The sequence below is a fragment of the Luteibacter sp. SVR4-7G genome (assembly GCF_056755555.1).
Genome location: NZ_JBPGXO010000038.1, coordinates 16,054 through 30,915, shown reverse-complemented (window position 1 = coordinate 30,915; position 14,862 = coordinate 16,054). Strand labels below are relative to the sequence as shown.

The window sequence follows — 14,862 nt, the reverse complement described above, 5'->3', positions numbered from 1 at the left end:
ATGGACTCGCCCATGATTCCCCTGGTCGTCGGTGTCACCAGCCATCGCGATATCGCGCCGGAAGAACTGCAGGACATCCGGCAGCGCGTGCGCGATTTCTTCGCCGCGTTGAAGGACAGGTTTCCCGACCTGCCGATCGTGGTCCTGTCGTCGCTCGCCGAGGGCGGTGACCAGCTGGTCGCCCGGGAAGCCCTGGCCATCGGCGCACGGCTCATGGCGCCATTGCCCTTGCCGCCGGACCTCTACATGGACGATTTCGGCGACGCGGACGTGCGTCGCTCTTTCGAAGGACTTCGCGACCAGGCCGAAGTGGTGCTGCTGCCACGCCTGATGGACACGCCGCGTCATGCGATCTCCGCGCCCGGCGTCGAGCGCGATCGCCAGTACGCCACGGCAGGCGTCTATATCGCCAGCCACTGCCACATCCTGCTGGCGCTGTGGGACGGCAACGAGGCAGGCGGCTTCGGCGGCACCGCGCAGATCGTGACATACCATCTTACGGGTGTACTGCCCGGCCTCGTCCAGCGCCACCCGCACCGCCGTCACGTGATCGGCGGCGGTACCGAGAGCCTGCTTTATCACGTCGTCTGCTCGCGCCGCGATGGAGGCCCCGCGCCTGGTCTTCAGCCACTGGACTCCGGATGGCGCACGGGCGACGACCCGTCGATGCACGCGCGCATGCCAGAGGACTTCGAGCTCATGTTCACGCGCATGGCGGAATTCAATCTCGAGTGCGCGCGTCATGCCGCCCGGATCGCGAACGCGCCGCCTTCCTTGCGCGTCACGCCCTGTGCCTCCACCGCCCTGATCGAGCAGGTGTTCCATGCGGCGGACTGGCTGGCCATGCATTTCCGCCAGCGCGTGGTGATGGCATTGCGCGTCACTTACACGGTCGCGGCGCTGATGGGCATCGCCTTCACCTTCTATGCCCATGTACCTGCGCACGACTCGCTCATTTACCTGTTCCTTCTGCTGTTCGCCACCGGCGGCGCGATGGCGCTCCTCGCACGGCATCGGGGATGGCACCGGAAATACCTGGATTACCGCGCACTCGCGGAGGGCCTGCGGATCCAGTCCTGCTGGCGCCGCGCCGGCATCGCGCCGGATGCCGATCATGAATTCGCCCACGACAACTTCCTGCAGAAGCAGAACATCGAACTCGGCTGGATCCGCAACGTGATGCGCGCAGCCAGCCTTTATCCATCGACCCATCCCGAGGAGCCGGGCGACGCGGCACTCGGAGAGGTTATCGAGGAATGGGTCGGCCAGTCGGGCAAGTCGGGCCAGCTCGACTATTACGAGCGCAAGGCGAAAGAGCGCATCCGCTTGCACCACATCACCACCACCGTCGGACATATCAGCCTGTGGGGCGGCATGGCGATCAGCGTATTCCTGGCCCTGTTTGCCACGAATCTCGGCGTCGAAACGAAAGTGACCCTGGTGACCGTGATGGCCGTGCTCTCCATCATGGCCGCGGTGCGCGAAGCCTATGCATACCGCAAGGCCGATCGCGAACTCATCCGTCAGTACCGCTTCATGCAGCGCATCTTCGCCAGTGCGCGGGCGGCGCTCGATCGCACGGACGATCCGGCCAGGCAACGTGCCATCCTGCACGCGCTGGGCGATGCCGCGCTGACCGAGCACGCGGAGTGGACGCTGATGCAGCGCGACCGGCAGGTCGAGCACAGCAAACTGTGAGTGGAGCCGTCACCAGCCGACGCGGGAGAACTCCGATCGCTCCAGCCAGGCCTGGAATCCGATCTCGCCCTGCAAGGCGCCGTCCCCGGGCACGAGGCTGTGCTCGTCGAGGACGGCGCCGAAGTAGGGTGCATTGGCATCGGTCCGCACGTCGCAAGGCGCCTCCATGTCGATCACGAAGCGCTGGATGAGTTCGGACATGCGTTCCCGCTCGGGTCCGGCGATCTCGATCGAACCGTTGAGTGGCTCGCCGACGGCCAGCATGGCCATCAGGGCGGCGACGTCGTCCGATGCCACCGGCTGGATATAGGCGGGGGATAGCCGGATGGTCTGGTCGCGCAGCGCATTGGTGACGATCGCCACGAGGAACTCGTAGAACTGCGTGGCGTGCAGGATCGTGAAGGGAATGCCGGACGCGCGGATCATCCGGTCCTGCAAGGCCTTGCCGCGAAGGTAGTCGCTGTCCTCCAGGCGCTGCGTGCCCACGATCGACAGCGTGAGATGGTGCTTCACCCCCGCGGCGATCTCGGCCTCGAGGAGGTTGACGATGGCAGTCCGGAAGAAGTCGAATGCCGCGACGTCGTCGAAGGTGGGCGAGTTGGTGACGTCGATCACGACGTCCGCGCCGGCGAGGCACGCATCCAGACCTTCGCCCGTGATGACATCCACGCCGGTGGCGCGCGACGCCGCGGTCACCTCGTGGCCCTGGGCGCGCAATCTCTCAACGATGTTCCGGCCAACCAGGCCCCTGCCGCCCAAGACTACGATCTTCATGTGCTTGCCTCGTGTGTCAGTCCTGGCCAGACAGCCAGAATGCGATGTTCCGCACGTACCGCTGCGTGGAACGGAGCGCCTCGGGAAAGCGCCGCAGGCCGTCGCCCGGCGCTTCCGAGACGAAAGAAGGACAACCCGCCGCGGTATCCCAGTTGTAATCGGCGAAGTGGTGGAAGGTGGATTCCGCAATGGCGCGGCCACCCGCCTTCGATCGTTCGAACGCGACGGCGATGTTGAAGTCCCTGGCGGTGCATTGGCTGCGTCCCTTCAGGATGACCCGGCTCGTGGGATCGTCCGGGGGCGCGCCCACGGCACCTTCGTGCGGATGCGCGGGAAGGAACTCGATCAGGCCCGAGGGCGATTCGGGATCGTGCAGCACCGGGTGCGGATGGCCTGCTACCTCGACGCGCTGGTAGTCGCCGTTGGCGCCGGAGTGGTAGTTCGGCCAGGAAATCGCGGTGGTGAAGCTATCGTCTATCTGGTGACGGGTGGTGTCGGGATCGGGGTTGCGCGAATGGAAGTGGTGAGCGGCGCCGACGCCCGCGAGATTGCAGATGGAGCTGCCCAGGTCCATGTGATCGCGGGTGACCAGCAGTCCGCCCCCGTTTCGGCGGAACCGGCTGATGCCGGCACAGTCTTCGCTGCTGAGGCCGTCGCCGACGTCGACGGCGAAAAGCCACAGCTGCCCATACCCGGATTCGTGCAGGCGCGACAGGACCGGATCGGCCTTTCCGAGGGGAGCGCGGTTGCGCGCGGTGACACGGAATGCCTGCTCGCCGTTTTCGTCGCGGATGTTTTCCAGGAAAGTCTTCAGGAGGCTGAAGCGCCCGATGTGCCAGTCGTCGCTGTCGCCTTCGATGGTGGTCTGCAAGAGGATGTGCTGCATGGTTCGTCGTCCCGTGGGTAGCTGGCCACGTATCTAAGCAGATCGCCGGTTCGCAGGCTTGTACGTGCGGGACGGATCGCCGGACGCTGCGTGCCAAGGTGGCCGTCCATCGTGCCGTGCCACACGCCCCTCGTCTGCCGACAGCGGCAGCCACACGGTGAATGTCGCGCCTTTGCCGATACCCTCCGAGTGCGCATCCACACGCCCGCCGTGTGCGCGAACCAGCTCGTGGACCAGGGCAAGGCCGATGCCCAGGCCGGCACCATGCGCAGTGAAACGCCCGTGCTCCTGCCCGAACAACTGGAAGAGATTGTCGACGGCACCGGGCGCCATGCCGCGGCCCGTGTCCGCCACCGCGATGCGCGCGAAACCGCCCTCCGCGACGAGGCGCACCTCGATCACGCCGTGCGCGCCCACGGACTTGAGGGCATTGTCCAGGAGGTTGCTGAGGATCTGCTCCACGCGGACACCATCGGCGTGGCATGCCAGCGTTTCGACGACGGGACCCACGTCCAGGCGAAGTTCCACCGAGGGGACGGCCCTGGTCATGGACGTGGCGACGCGGGTCACCAGCGGGCCCAGCGCCACCGGCGCCATGTCCAGTGCGAGCCTGCCCAGGCGTACGCGGGAGAGATCGAGCAGGTCGTTCACCAGCCGCGTCTGCCGATGGACGGTAGCGCGGACTTCTTCGCCCATTTCCAGCAACGGCTCGTCCTGGCGTTGCGTACCCAGCCGCCGGAGCACGTCCGCCTGCATCGCCAGCGCCGCCAGGGGTTGCCGCAGTTCGTGCGCGATCATCGCGACGAACAGGTCTTTCTCCGCCGCGATCGCGGGCGTGTCGCCGCGAACTGCCCGCAGTCCACGGGCCGTGCCGGACTGGTCCTGGCTCATGGCCTTACCTCATGCGACGTTTCCAGGCTCGCAGGGTAGGCACGAGGGTCCGTCTTCGCTAGCCGGCGAAGACGGACCACGATGTTGCACGTGGGGCAACAATCCGCGAGGCAGGGGAGACCGCGCTCCGCCTGCCCCGGCAAACCTTCAGCGCTGACCGCCTTGCGGCGTCGGCGGCTGCTGCGAAGGCGGATAGGTGCCGCCGGTTGTCCCGCCCGCCGTCCCGCTCGAGGTCGGCGTGCCCGAGGATGTGGGCGTACCCGTCCCCGAGGCGCCGCTGGACGAGCCCGAGCGCCCGCGATCATGTGTGTTCCTGCGGTGCTCGCCTTGCGTGCCCTGCGAACCCTGCGTGCCCATGCTGGACGACGTGCCGGCGGTGCTCGCGCTTGCCGGATTGCGCTGCTGCCCCATGCGGGTCGCGTCCTGCGTCTGCGAGCCTTGCTTATGCTGGGGGTCGGTAGCCTGTCCTGAAGAACTCGCGGACTGGGCCATGGCGCACGCGCCGGCGGTGGACAGTGCCAGCGCGATGCCGGTGATCAGGATCTTTTTCATGCTCGTCTCCCGTGTCTTCTGCACGCCCGGAGGTCGGGCGCCGGGTCATTCTTCCGGTGTCGTGATGAAGTCGCGGCACTGGCGCGTGCAGGGCGGCAACACGTCGCTGAACTGCCGGGGCCGGCGCTTCACGTATGTCTCGTTCGCGCGAACCCGGCGCGACGCGCCGTCCATGGATCGTTCTATCGCCGGCGGGAGGAGGGCGGTACTCTCGGCGTCTTCCCACAGGAGCATCCCATGACGTCGAACCCGGTGATCGTCGAGGAAACAGGGCAGGGCCTTTTCCAGGTCAGGGCGCATGGCCAGGGTCCGTCGATCCTCATCGACGAACCGCTGGACCTGGGCGGCATGGCATCCGGACCGACGCCTTACGACCTGCTCAGTGCGGCGCTCGGCGCGTGCACCGTGATGACGATCCGCATGTACGCCCGGCGCAAAGCGTTGCCGCTCGGCCGCGTGCAGGCTTCGGTGACGCATCGGCGCGACGAGGTCACCTCGCGCGACATCTTCGAGCGCCATGTGTTCTTGGAGGGCGACCTGACTCAGGCGCAGCGGGATCGCCTGCTGGTGATCGCGGAAGCCTGCCCGGTGAGCAAGACGCTGCACGCCGGTGCGGAGATCGTCACCCGCATGGCCCCGCAGCCCTTGCCGGTGGTCGACGGCCGTCCGTGCGATCGGACCCACCCCAAGGCCATGGACCAGTCCTGCCGCGAGGTAGACCCGACCGCGACGGCATGAGCAGGCTCACCGCCTGGCCTGGTGCAGGGTGTCGTGACGGCGAAACCGCATAGCGATCATTCCTCGGCGGGACGGGGCGCCGCCCCCGACACGCCGGAGGAGAAAGACCAATCCTCGAATTCCGAATTCGCGATGATGATCATCACGTCCTCGGGCCGGATGCCGGGCGCTTTCGCCAGCCGCTCGACCAGCCCCTGGAAGAAGCGTTCCTTGGTGGCTGCTGAACGCTGCTTGCCCGTGGTGACGTGGAAAAGGACGAAGTCGTCCGAACGGGGTCCGCCCCGGTACGTGCGGTCGAACACCAGTTCGCCCGGCTGGTGCTGGTGGAACGCCATGAAGCGGTCCGTCTCCGGCACGTCGAAACATTCGACGAGGGCCCGGTCGAGACTGTCGGAGATGGCGGCAAGATAGGCGGGCGACTTTCCCGCCAGCAGCGATACGCGAGTGAAGGGCATGACGGCTTCCAGGGTGAACGATTGACACCCTCACTATCGGGCGCGACCATCGTCCCGACAATCGAATTATTCAGGACTGTCGTTCCTGAAAAACGGGATGGTCCCATGCGCACCACCAATCTCGACATGGACGCCCTGCGCAGTTTCGTCACCGGCGTGGACGTCGGCTCGTTCGCGCGCGCCGCGGAGAGGCTGGGCCGCTCTACTTCCGCGGTCAGCGCGCAGCTCAAGAAGCTCGAAGAGCAGGCGGGCACGAGCCTGGTCCGTAAGTCGGGAAGGGGGCTGAGCCTGACCGACAGCGGTGAGTCGTTCCTCTCCTACGCCCGCCGCCTCCTGGAACTCAACGACGAGGCCGTGAGCGCCGTGCGCGGTGTGCAACTGGAAGGCTGGATACGCCTCGGGCTGCAGGAGGATTTCGGGGAAACGGTCTTGCCCCAGGTGCTCGGCCGCTTCGCCCGCGCGCATCCCAGGGTGAGGATCGAAGGCCGCATCGCGCGCAACGCCGAGCTGATGGAGAAGGTCGCCTCGGGACATCTCGACCTCGCGCTGGCGTGGGACATGGACAGCGCGCGTGCCGGCGCGCAACGCATCGCCTCGCTGCCGCTGTGCTGGCTAGGCGCCGCGAGCGGGGAACCCGGCTGGCGTTCCGGGACGAGCGAGCCGCTGCCGCTGGTCGCCCTGGAAGCACCTTGCCTTCTGCGCACGCTTGCGTGCGAGCAGCTCGACCGCCACGGCCTTTCCTGGCGCATCGCTTTCGTGAGCCCGAGCCTGGGTGGCCTTTGGGCCGCCACCGCGGCAGGTCTCGGCATCGCACTGCGCACGCCGATTGGCTGCCCCGCCAGTGTCAGGCAACTCGACGCCACCGGGTACGGCCTGCCGCACCTGCCATCGCTGGGTCTCGCGCTCTACCGCGCCGACAAGGACATTGGCCCTTCGGGCGAGCAGCTCAGCGCGATCATCGTGCAGACCCTGCGCGAAACCCTTCCCGGCGGATGGCTCACGAGAAGCACGCCGCCCTAGCGCAAGTCGGCGCGAAGCTCCCGCACCCCGCGCCCGAGGCGCTTGCGCAACAACGTGCGCAACGTCGCTCCATCTTCATACCCGACCTCCGCCGCGATCGCATCCACATGCATGCGGCTGCCATGGATCAACGACCGCGCGCGCTCCACCCGAAGATCCTGGAAGTACGCCAGCGGCGACTTGCCGAGCACCGCCTCGCACTTCCGCTGCAACGTGCGGGGACTCGTCGCCAGCGCGCGAGCCGCTTCCTGTAACGAGAACCCGCCCCTGAGATTGTCCCGCGACCAGCGTTCGAACCGGAGGATCAGCGGGTCGGCCATCGCGAGGTGGTTGGGAATGATGTACGGCGCCTGCAACGAGCGGATGTCCGCGAGCAGGTACCGCGACACCATCGCCGCGAGCTCCGGGCTCATCCGTCCGATCAACCATAGCGCGAGATCGAGGTGACCCATCGCGGCGCCCGCGGTGACGCCGATATCGGTCGGCACCAGCATGCGCGATTCGTCCAGCGCGACGCTGGGATAGCGTTGCCGGAACAGCGGAGCGAGCGACCATGTCGTGGTGGCCGCGCGCCGGTCGAGCAGACCCGCTTCGGCAAGAAGGAACGTGCCGATGCACGACGCCGCGATCGGCACGCCGTCCGCATGCCACCGCAACAATTGCGCCTGCGCGTCCACGACATCCGGCCGTGCGAGCGCGGGTATGACTTGTTCCGGCGTCGTGGCGTTGGGGGCCGGCAGCACCACCCAGTCCGGCCTCGCGCAGTGGTCAATGGGATCGACCGGAACAATGAACCCCTGTCCCGAGCGGATCTTCCTGCGCACGCCCACGATCGACACGTCGAAGCGAAATGCACCGCCCATCGCCCGTGCCGACACGTCGTTCGCTGCCGCGAGGGCGTCGAGCGTGACAGCCAGCCCCGTGTCGAACAGACCGTCCAGGGCGAGTATCAGGATGCGCATGTCGTGGTGGCCTGAAATTGAGGCGGTGAGGATCAGACCCCCAGCACGGTTCCGGCAATAGCCAGGGTCGCTGCGAATCCCGTTGCGAAGGCGAGTGTACGTGCGATCGGAATGCCCGCGGTGTAAACGACGTAGTGCGCCACCCTCGACCACAGATAGACCTTCGCCGCCAGTACCGTCGCCGGCGTGCTCACGCCGGTGAGCGCGGCGACGATCACCAGCGGCGCGAACACCGCCAGGTTTTCCACCGCGTTGGCATGCGCGCGGCGCGCACGTTCGGCCCATGCGGGATCGGGAGCGAACGAGGGATCGGGATTGGCCAGCGTGCGGCCCAGGCCGCGTGTCAGGATCCTCGCCACGATGTAGGGGATCCACATCAGAACCGTCACGACGCAAACGAGAGTCAGTACATGGAGTTCCGGTGTGAGCTTCATGTTGCCCGCCTGTAGGTGTGGAAGGCGGAGTCTGACCCGTGGAAGACGGTGCCGGTATCGTCGCAAACGCCAACTTTGACGGTATTTGCGACGCAAGATCCTGCGATGCCCCCGGGCTAGTCGCGTACAAACAGCGTGGCCCGCCGAAACGGCTTATGGGTTCTTTGGCGCGACCTTGTACGGCACGAATGGCCCGAGGATCGCGAAACCGCGTAGCCCGCCACCATACCGGTCCACCATCTTCAACGTGTCCATCTCGCACAACTGCGAGCCGAACGAATGCGTCACCACCACGTCGTCGTCGTTGAGCGCGTTGGCGCCCGACTTCACCTGGTTGACGTAGTTGGTATTGCCGATGCGGTACACGATGGTCGTCTTGTCGATCACCCTGCTGTCGTATACCGCGGGGAGATTGATGCAGCGCTGCGGCTTGCCGGCAATGCGGCCCGCGGTCAGCTCGGCCAGCGCGGCGGCCGGATCGTCCTTCGACGCCCAGACGGGACCGGTGACACTTGCACCGATTGCCAGCGCGATGAGGAAGCGGGCAGGCGAGGTCATGATCGGCTCCAGTGATTCCGGTGGCACGATTCTATTCCAGGCGCGTGCCCCGGTCCTCGGCGGACCGGGGCACTGCATCGGCCGCTAGCGGGCGTGTCAACGCCGCCAGCCACGGCCGCAATCGCTGTAGCGGCTGTCGCAGCGATCGCGATCGTAGTGATGGTAACCATCATGCCGATAACCATCGTAAGGACGGTGCGGTGCGATGATGCAGCCACTGAGCGACGCCATGGTCATCAGCATGGTCAGCACGAGCATGGTGCGTTTCATGAGCCGGTCCTCCATTCGGTGCGTGGTGCACACGGAACCAGCGTGACCCGCTGCATGCGGCGCGGTCAATTGCCGGACCATGCTGCGACGCGTGAAGCAACGGTTCCGGTTCAGCCATCCGTAAACCGGCGGTCAGGTGCCTGAATCGCGCGGCAACGCCCGCACAAGACGAAGTCAACGCACGCGAAGAAAATACCCCCCGGTCATTTCGGACCGAGTACTTCGTCCAGTTTTCCATCCCGTGGCAAGCCACTGAGCTTCACGAGTTTTCCATCGGCGTCGGCCGCGACGATACCCGGCGTACCCTGGAAGCCCAGCGACAGCATCAGCATCTGGTTGCGATCGAGCTGGTTCTGCACGGCGTCGGAAATCGTCTTGGCCGGTTCGATGCCGCCATGCGAGAAACTCAGTTCATTCTTCGTCAGGGCGGCGGAAGGATCGGCTGCGCCCAGGATCGATGCGGCCTTGTTCGGGCTGTCTTCGCGGATCACGCCGACGAGCAGGTTGCGCAACTGGACCTTGCCCGACTCCACCCACGGGCGCGCGGCCTTCCAGAAGTCGTGGCAGTATGGGCAGTTCGGATCGGTGAACACGTAGACGATGCGTGGCGCGGCTGGCTTGCCGTCGAGCACCCACTTCGCCTCGGACAGGTTCTTCATGATCTTGTCCGTCATGGGTTTGACGGTGAGTCCCGCAACCGTCTTTTCATCGATGCGGTTGCCCTTGGAATCCACCCGTGTTCCCACGATGGCGCTGCCGTCCGGCATCACGTAGACCGCCATCGGCTGCTCGCCGATGACGCCGGCGAAGCCCTGCACGTCCTTGCCCGCGTCGAATGCCTTGACGTTGGTCAGACCCTGGTCCTGCAATGCCTTGAGGACGGGCGGCTGAGCCTGGTCGGCGGCTGAACTGCAGCCCGCCATCACCATGGCACTCGTGGCAATGAGGGCTCGGATGCGTTGCCGCCGGTGGTTCATGATCATTCCTTGTCATTCCTTTTCGGTCAGGGTGTCCAACTCAGACCGGCAAGTGTAACGAATCCTTTCACGGCGCATGCCGCGACCGCCGCGAACCTCAGGGCGCGTCCGCGACGGCGCCGGCGGCCTTCTCGATGAGCGCCGCGACCTCCGCCGGATGCGACTGGTATACCGAATGGCTGGCGCCGTCGACCTCCACCGTGCGGCTGCGGGCGCGCCGCGCATACATGCGCTCGAGCTCCGGGCTCAGGATTTTGTCCGCCCCCGCGACCATGTACCAGCTCGGCTTGTCCTTCCACGCGGGATGCGTTGCGACGGTCTCGAACACGCTCAACGCAGTGGGTACCTGCGCGCTCGCTTCGAATCGTGCCGTGGCCGGATCGAGGTCGGCGGCATAGTCTTCGGCATATGTCGATGGCTCGAAGTACAGGAAGCCGTCGGCGGTCGTGCGCACGTCCTTGCCTGCGTGGCTGGCGGGGTTCACGAACTTTCGGTCGTTGCCGAGAGGCGTTTCGCCCTCATCGGGGGCGTGTGCCGCGATATAGACGAGGGCTTTCACCTTCGGATCGTTCCCTGCATTCGTGATGAGGGCACCGCCGTAGCAGTGGCCGACGAGTACCAGGGGGCCCGCCTGCAACGCAAGCACACGCTTCACCGCTGCAAGGTCGGCCTCGAACGAGGTCATGGGGTGCTGGACGACGACCACCTCGTAGCCGTCGCTCGCCAGTCGATCATGGACAGGGCGCCAGCCATTGCCGTTCACCCAGGCGCCGTGCACGACGACGATGACCGGCTTGCGGGCAGGCGGAGAATGGGCGGGTGTACCTGTCGTCCCTGCCGCCAATAGAACGGCAAGGAAGAGTCGGCGCAGCGGCTTGTGCATTCTTACGCTCCAGTCCATCCACGGGCGAACACCGCCCGGTCACGAAACGGGCAGCATTCCGGCCGTGCGGGGGTGAGGATGATGTCGGGGTAAGAACGATCGGCCAGATTGGCCGGGTCCGCTAGGGACGGCAGATGAACCAGTGCGGTGAGTCCCTTGCACCAATGCGGTGAAGCAGGTCGGTGCGAAGCCGTTGGCCGCCCTGCGCGGCCAACGGCGCCGCTTGTTACTTGCCCTCGGGAACGAGGTTGGCCAGCTTGCCTTTCTTGTCGAACTCGCAGGTGAAATTCTTCTTTCCGTCGATGCCCGCATCCGCGGTGCCCGAGATCGAGTAGCCGGACTCGGCGGCCTTGACCGGCTGGAGCTGGATGTAATCGTTCTTCACATCGAATTTATCCGCCGCGGCATCCAGGCAGCGCGTGGTCAGTTTGCCGGGGTCCGGCCGGTCGGAAGCGAAGGCCGGAGAGGCGAGGACAACGCCGAAGGCGGCGGCGAGCAGCAGGGCGGAGTTGCGCATGGATCTATCTCCTCACGAGACGTGGAACCGGGATCGGTGCCAGTCGAGTCTGCATTTGAACGCCTTGCGGCAACGTGAACCGACCGGGCGGCTGGTACAGCGACCTCGGGGGCGTTTCCCGGGATCGGACTTGACGCCAGGTTAACAACCAATTTTCCAGCCTAGCCCAGACTATTTCGCTCGGCGCGATTCGTGATTGAAAGACAGAGGCTGGAATGAGAGAGGAGAAGGGCGGGAAATCGGCGTCGGATGAACGTCTGCGGACCAGCGAGACCCAGTTCCGGATCCTCGTCCAGGGCGTCGCCGACTACGCCATCTACATGCTCGATCCGGCCGGGCACGTCTCCAGCTGGAACTCGGGTGCCGAGCGGATCAAGGGCTACCTGCCAGACGATGTCATCGGCCGCCATTTCTCCCAGTTCTACACCGATGAGGATCGGGCCGCCGGTATTCCGGAGCGCAACCTGTCGATCGCCGCATCGACCGGCCGCGTCGAAGACGAGGGCTGGCGCGTCAGGCAGGACGGTACCCGGTTCTGGGCGCATGTGGTCATCGACCGCATCCTGGACGATGACGGCAACCTCATCGGTTTCGCAAAGGTCACCCGCGATGTGACGGAGCAGCGGGCGGCCGCGAGGCAACTCGAAGAAGCTCGCGAGGCGCTGTTCCAGTCGCAGAAGATGGAAGCGGTGGGCCAGCTGACGGGCGGCATGGCGCACGACTTCAACAACCTGCTCATGGCCGTGCAGGGCGCGCTGGAACTGCTACGCCAGCGCCTCCCCGACGATGCGAAGACGCAATCCATCTTCCAGACCGCCATGGCCGGCCTGAGCCGTGGCGCCTCCCTCACGCAGCGCATGCTGGCGTTCGCGCGACGCCAGGAACTCCGGCCCACGCCAGTGGACATCCCGGCCCTCGTGCACGGCATGAGGGAAATGACGAAGACGACGCTGGGTTCGCGCATCGCCGTGAGCACGCGGTTTCCGCTGTCGCTCGATCCCGCCCTGGTGGACCCCCACCAGCTCGAACTCGTGTTGCTGAACCTGCTCGTCAACGCCAGGGATGCCATGCCCTCGGGCGGCAGCATCGAGATATCGGCCAAGGTCGAGCATGTGAGGCCCGGACATCCGACCGGATTGCCGGAGGGCCGCTATGTCTCCCTCTCGGTCGTGGACGACGGGCAGGGCATGTCGCCCGAGACGCTAGCCCGCGCCACCGACCCGTTCTTCACTACAAAGGGCGTCGGCAAAGGGACGGGGCTCGGCCTGTCCATGGTCCATGGCCTGGCGGAACAATCGAACGGCCGCCTGATCATCCAGAGCGAGCTCGAAAAGGGAACGAACGTCACGCTGTTCCTCCCCGTGGCGGCGAGCCAGCCCAGCAGCGCTGGCCCCACGGCTGCCGAGGAAAGCTCAACGGTAAACCGGGGACCTTCGCTGCGCATCCTGGCCGTCGACGACGATTCCCTGGTGCGGGAAACGCTGTGCGCGATGCTCGAGGACATGGGCCACGTGGTGGTTCCCGCCGAGTCGGGCAAGCACGCCATCGTGGCGTTCGAGACACCCGGAAAGTTCGACCTGCTGCTCACGGATTTCTCGATGCCTGGCATGACCGGAGCCGAGCTTGCCGAAGCGTTGCGCCGGCTCCAGCCGGACCTGCCCATCGTGGTGGCCACCGGCTATGCGGAAGTGATCTCGACGGACGATCCGGCCATCACGCGGCTTTCCAAGCCGTTCGACAGGGCGGCGCTGGCCTCCGCTATCGATGCCGTCGCTGCGCGGTTCGCGTCTTCAGTTGCATCCCCGCCGAACTGAGTCGTTGAGCCACCAGGGCGCGAGGGAACCCCATTGAGCCTGGACGTCCGCGGCCTGCGCAGCCACCTCGCTGGCCCTTTCAGCTTCAGCGCGGCGCGTGGTCAGTGCCTGGCCATCAGCGGCGCTTCGGGCTCAGGCAAGAGTGTGCTCCTGCGCTTGCTCGCCGACCTGGACCCCAGCGAAGGCAGCGTCTCGCTCGATGGCGAGGACCGCGCCGCGATGAGCGGCGTGGACTGGCGCCGCCGGGTGGGTCTGGTTCCGGCCCGCAGTGGCTGGTGGGCGGAGCGCGTAGACGAGCACTTCGCCGCCGCGCAAGCCGGCGCGCGCGACGCACTGGCAAGCGAGTTGTTCCTTCCCTCCCGCCTGTTCAGCCGTCCGGTGGACGAGGCCTCGACGGGGGAGCGGCAGCGGCTCGCCCTGGTTCGCGCGCTGCTGGCGCAGCCCCGGGTCTTGTTGCTGGACGAGCCGACCTCGTCGCTGGACCCCCTGGCGACCCTTGCAGTGGAAACCTTGCTGCGCCGGCGCATGGCGGAAGGACTGACCGTCGTGATGGTCACCCACGACGCCAGCCAGGCGGAACGCTGCGCCGAGCAGATCCTGCATATGCGCGACGGTGTCCTGGAACGCTCATGACACCGCTGAGCCTGCACGCCACCGATATCGCATGGTCGGCTTCGCTGCTCGTCATCGACGGCGCACTCTCGCTCTGGCTGCGCCTGCGCTTCCATCGCGCACTGGCCATCGCCACCGTGCGCATGGTGGTCCAACTGGTCGCTGTGGGATACCTGTTGCGCTTCGTCTTTGCGGAGCGCTCGGCCTCGCTGACGGCGATCGTGCTGCTCGTGATGGCGTTGATCGCGGTACGCGAAGCGGCCGTGCGGCCCGTCCGCCGGCTGGCCGGCGGAAACCTTTGGGTGGCCTTGCCCAATGTGCTGGGCGTGGTCATGCTTACGACAGCCTTCGCCCTGATGACGGCGATCCGCCCCGACCCCTGGTACGACCCCCGCTATGCGATTCCCGTCGGCGGCATCCTGCTTGGCAATATCCTCAACGCAAGCAGCATCGCCCTGGCGGGCGTACTGGACAACGTCGGGCTTCGCCGCGAGGCCGTCGAGGCCCAGCTGATGCTGGGCCGGACCTTCCGCGAAGCATCGTCGCCGGTCGTGAGCCGGGCCATCCACAGTGCCATGGTGCCCGTGATCAACCAGATGGTCGCCGCAGGCATCATCACGCTGCCCGGCACGATGACCGGCCAGATGCTGGCCGGTGCCGATCCGGTGGAAGCCGTGAAGTACCAGATCCTCCTCATCATCCTGCTCACCGGTTCGAGCTGCCTCGCGGCAGTCGGCACTGCCTTTCTCGCCGCCTCGCGCCTTACCGATGACCGGCAGCGGTTGCGGCTCGGCCGCTTGCGCTAATCCATCCGCGCGGAC

18 protein-coding genes are annotated in these 14,862 nt (G+C 66.3%); 6 read left to right on the top strand and 12 right to left on the bottom strand.

From position 1 onward, the window contains the following. The first annotated feature begins 12 nt into the window (after positions 1-12). Entirely contained in the window at positions 13-1,698 is a 1,686-nt protein-coding gene (locus tag ACR9ZH_RS14240; RefSeq protein WP_481291415.1) for a hypothetical protein, read from the top strand. A 9-nt stretch (positions 1,699-1,707) separates the two neighbouring features. On the opposite strand, the gene ACR9ZH_RS14235 is transcribed toward ACR9ZH_RS14240, so the two are convergent. From ACR9ZH_RS14235 to ACR9ZH_RS14220, 4 genes are all read right to left on the bottom strand, one after another. Then, positions 1,708-2,472, bottom strand: coding sequence for an SDR family oxidoreductase (locus ACR9ZH_RS14235; RefSeq protein ID WP_481291414.1), 765 nt, complete (start codon positions 2,470-2,472; stop codon positions 1,708-1,710). A gap of 16 nt (positions 2,473-2,488) precedes the next feature. Next, complete coding sequence (locus ACR9ZH_RS14230; protein ID WP_481291413.1) at positions 2,489-3,358, bottom strand: hypothetical protein; 870 nt, start codon at positions 3,356-3,358, stop codon at positions 2,489-2,491. Between the two features lie 33 nt (positions 3,359-3,391). Next, positions 3,392-4,249, bottom strand: a complete 858-nt coding sequence (locus tag ACR9ZH_RS14225; protein WP_481291412.1) for a sensor histidine kinase — start codon at positions 4,247-4,249, stop codon at positions 3,392-3,394. A 147-nt stretch (positions 4,250-4,396) separates the two neighbouring features. After that, positions 4,397-4,801, bottom strand: a complete 405-nt coding sequence (locus tag ACR9ZH_RS14220; RefSeq protein WP_481291411.1) for a hypothetical protein — start codon at positions 4,799-4,801, stop codon at positions 4,397-4,399. Between the two features lie 237 nt (positions 4,802-5,038). On the opposite strand from ACR9ZH_RS14220, the gene ACR9ZH_RS14215 reads away from it, so the two are divergent. Next, the gene (locus ACR9ZH_RS14215; RefSeq protein ID WP_481291410.1) at positions 5,039-5,539 is read left to right on the top strand and encodes an OsmC family protein; all 501 of its coding nucleotides are present in this window, start codon (positions 5,039-5,041) and stop codon (positions 5,537-5,539) included. 56 nt (positions 5,540-5,595) lie between these two features. Here ACR9ZH_RS14215 and ACR9ZH_RS14210 read toward each other — a convergent pair whose 3' ends face one another. Continuing rightward, a complete protein-coding gene (locus tag ACR9ZH_RS14210) occupies positions 5,596-5,994 on the bottom strand; it encodes a tautomerase family protein (RefSeq protein WP_481291409.1) in 399 nt (132 codons plus the stop codon). A gap of 105 nt (positions 5,995-6,099) precedes the next feature. Here ACR9ZH_RS14210 and ACR9ZH_RS14205 point away from each other — a divergent pair, with 105 nt between their 5' ends. After that, the gene (locus tag ACR9ZH_RS14205) at positions 6,100-7,014 is read left to right on the top strand and encodes a LysR substrate-binding domain-containing protein (protein WP_481291408.1); all 915 of its coding nucleotides are present in this window, start codon (positions 6,100-6,102) and stop codon (positions 7,012-7,014) included. Here ACR9ZH_RS14205 and ACR9ZH_RS14200 read toward each other — a convergent pair. The 7 genes from ACR9ZH_RS14200 to ACR9ZH_RS14170 all read right to left on the bottom strand — a co-directional run bounded on the left by ACR9ZH_RS14200 (position 7,011) and on the right by ACR9ZH_RS14170 (position 11,615). Continuing rightward, complete coding sequence (locus ACR9ZH_RS14200; RefSeq protein WP_481291407.1) at positions 7,011-7,976, bottom strand: GlxA family transcriptional regulator; 966 nt, start codon at positions 7,974-7,976, stop codon at positions 7,011-7,013. The genes ACR9ZH_RS14205 and ACR9ZH_RS14200 overlap by 4 nt on opposite strands. Positions 7,977-8,008: 32 nt before the next feature. Beyond that, positions 8,009-8,410, bottom strand: coding sequence for an MAPEG family protein (locus ACR9ZH_RS14195; protein ID WP_481291406.1), 402 nt, complete (start codon positions 8,408-8,410; stop codon positions 8,009-8,011). Between the two features lie 153 nt (positions 8,411-8,563). Next, entirely contained in the window at positions 8,564-8,968 is a 405-nt protein-coding gene (locus tag ACR9ZH_RS14190) for a hypothetical protein (RefSeq protein WP_481291405.1), read from the bottom strand. 96 nt (positions 8,969-9,064) lie between these two features. After that, a complete protein-coding gene (locus ACR9ZH_RS14185) occupies positions 9,065-9,238 on the bottom strand; it encodes a hypothetical protein (protein ID WP_481291404.1) in 174 nt (57 codons plus the stop codon). Between the two features lie 203 nt (positions 9,239-9,441). Continuing rightward, positions 9,442-10,221, bottom strand: a complete 780-nt coding sequence (dsbG, locus tag ACR9ZH_RS14180) for a thiol:disulfide interchange protein DsbG (RefSeq protein ID WP_481291403.1) — start codon at positions 10,219-10,221, stop codon at positions 9,442-9,444. Positions 10,222-10,312: 91 nt separating this feature from the next. Continuing rightward, positions 10,313-11,098 carry an alpha/beta hydrolase gene (locus ACR9ZH_RS14175; RefSeq protein WP_481291402.1) on the bottom strand — a complete coding sequence of 262 codons (786 nt, stop codon included), beginning with the start codon at positions 11,096-11,098 and terminating at the stop codon, positions 10,313-10,315. A 226-nt stretch (positions 11,099-11,324) separates the two neighbouring features. Continuing rightward, complete coding sequence (locus ACR9ZH_RS14170; RefSeq protein ID WP_481291401.1) at positions 11,325-11,615, bottom strand: hypothetical protein; 291 nt, start codon at positions 11,613-11,615, stop codon at positions 11,325-11,327. Positions 11,616-11,830: 215 nt separating this feature from the next. Between ACR9ZH_RS14170 and ACR9ZH_RS14165 the strand changes: the two genes are divergently transcribed. Genes ACR9ZH_RS14165 through ACR9ZH_RS14155 form a run of 3 tightly spaced genes read left to right on the top strand, consistent with a single transcriptional unit; the run spans position 11,831 to position 14,847 of the window. Further along, the gene (locus ACR9ZH_RS14165; protein WP_481291400.1) at positions 11,831-13,429 is read left to right on the top strand and encodes an ATP-binding protein; all 1,599 of its coding nucleotides are present in this window, start codon (positions 11,831-11,833) and stop codon (positions 13,427-13,429) included. Between the two features lie 33 nt (positions 13,430-13,462). Beyond that, on the top strand, positions 13,463-14,062 hold the full coding sequence (locus tag ACR9ZH_RS14160) for an ABC transporter ATP-binding protein (RefSeq protein WP_481291399.1): 600 nt from the start codon (positions 13,463-13,465) through the stop codon (positions 14,060-14,062). Further along, positions 14,059-14,847, top strand: coding sequence for an ABC transporter permease (locus tag ACR9ZH_RS14155; RefSeq protein WP_481291398.1), 789 nt, complete (start codon positions 14,059-14,061; stop codon positions 14,845-14,847). Before ACR9ZH_RS14160 ends, ACR9ZH_RS14155 begins: the two co-directional genes overlap by 4 nt. Positions 14,848-14,862: the final 15 nt, after the last annotated feature.

Bases quoted from the DNA above. Each gene is read 5' to 3' on its own strand.
- ACR9ZH_RS14225 (WP_481291412.1), bottom strand. From the start codon at position 4,249: ATGAGCCAGGACCAGTCCGGCACGGCCCGTGGACTGCGGGCAGTTCGC.
- ACR9ZH_RS14220 (WP_481291411.1), bottom strand. From the start codon at position 4,801: ATGAAAAAGATCCTGATCACCGGCATCGCGCTGGCACTGTCCACCGCC.
- ACR9ZH_RS14215 (WP_481291410.1), top strand. From the start codon at position 5,039: ATGACGTCGAACCCGGTGATCGTCGAGGAAACAGGGCAGGGCCTTTTC.
- ACR9ZH_RS14205 (WP_481291408.1), top strand. From the start codon at position 6,100: ATGCGCACCACCAATCTCGACATGGACGCCCTGCGCAGTTTCGTCACC.
- ACR9ZH_RS14175 (WP_481291402.1), bottom strand. From the start codon at position 11,098: ATGCACAAGCCGCTGCGCCGACTCTTCCTTGCCGTTCTATTGGCGGCA.
- ACR9ZH_RS14235 (WP_481291414.1), bottom strand. From the start codon at position 2,472: ATGAAGATCGTAGTCTTGGGCGGCAGGGGCCTGGTTGGCCGGAACATC.
- ACR9ZH_RS14170 (WP_481291401.1), bottom strand. From the start codon at position 11,615: ATGCGCAACTCCGCCCTGCTGCTCGCCGCCGCCTTCGGCGTTGTCCTC.
- ACR9ZH_RS14240 (WP_481291415.1), top strand. From the start codon at position 13: ATGATTCCCCTGGTCGTCGGTGTCACCAGCCATCGCGATATCGCGCCG.
- dsbG (WP_481291403.1), bottom strand. From the start codon at position 10,221: ATGATCATGAACCACCGGCGGCAACGCATCCGAGCCCTCATTGCCACG.
- ACR9ZH_RS14230 (WP_481291413.1), bottom strand. From the start codon at position 3,358: ATGCAGCACATCCTCTTGCAGACCACCATCGAAGGCGACAGCGACGAC.
- ACR9ZH_RS14195 (WP_481291406.1), bottom strand. From the start codon at position 8,410: ATGAAGCTCACACCGGAACTCCATGTACTGACTCTCGTTTGCGTCGTG.
- ACR9ZH_RS14200 (WP_481291407.1), bottom strand. From the start codon at position 7,976: ATGCGCATCCTGATACTCGCCCTGGACGGTCTGTTCGACACGGGGCTG.
- ACR9ZH_RS14190 (WP_481291405.1), bottom strand. From the start codon at position 8,968: ATGACCTCGCCTGCCCGCTTCCTCATCGCGCTGGCAATCGGTGCAAGT.
- ACR9ZH_RS14165 (WP_481291400.1), top strand. From the start codon at position 11,831: ATGAGAGAGGAGAAGGGCGGGAAATCGGCGTCGGATGAACGTCTGCGG.
- ACR9ZH_RS14185 (WP_481291404.1), bottom strand. From the start codon at position 9,238: ATGAAACGCACCATGCTCGTGCTGACCATGCTGATGACCATGGCGTCG.
- ACR9ZH_RS14210 (WP_481291409.1), bottom strand. From the start codon at position 5,994: ATGCCCTTCACTCGCGTATCGCTGCTGGCGGGAAAGTCGCCCGCCTAT.
- ACR9ZH_RS14155 (WP_481291398.1), top strand. From the start codon at position 14,059: ATGACACCGCTGAGCCTGCACGCCACCGATATCGCATGGTCGGCTTCG.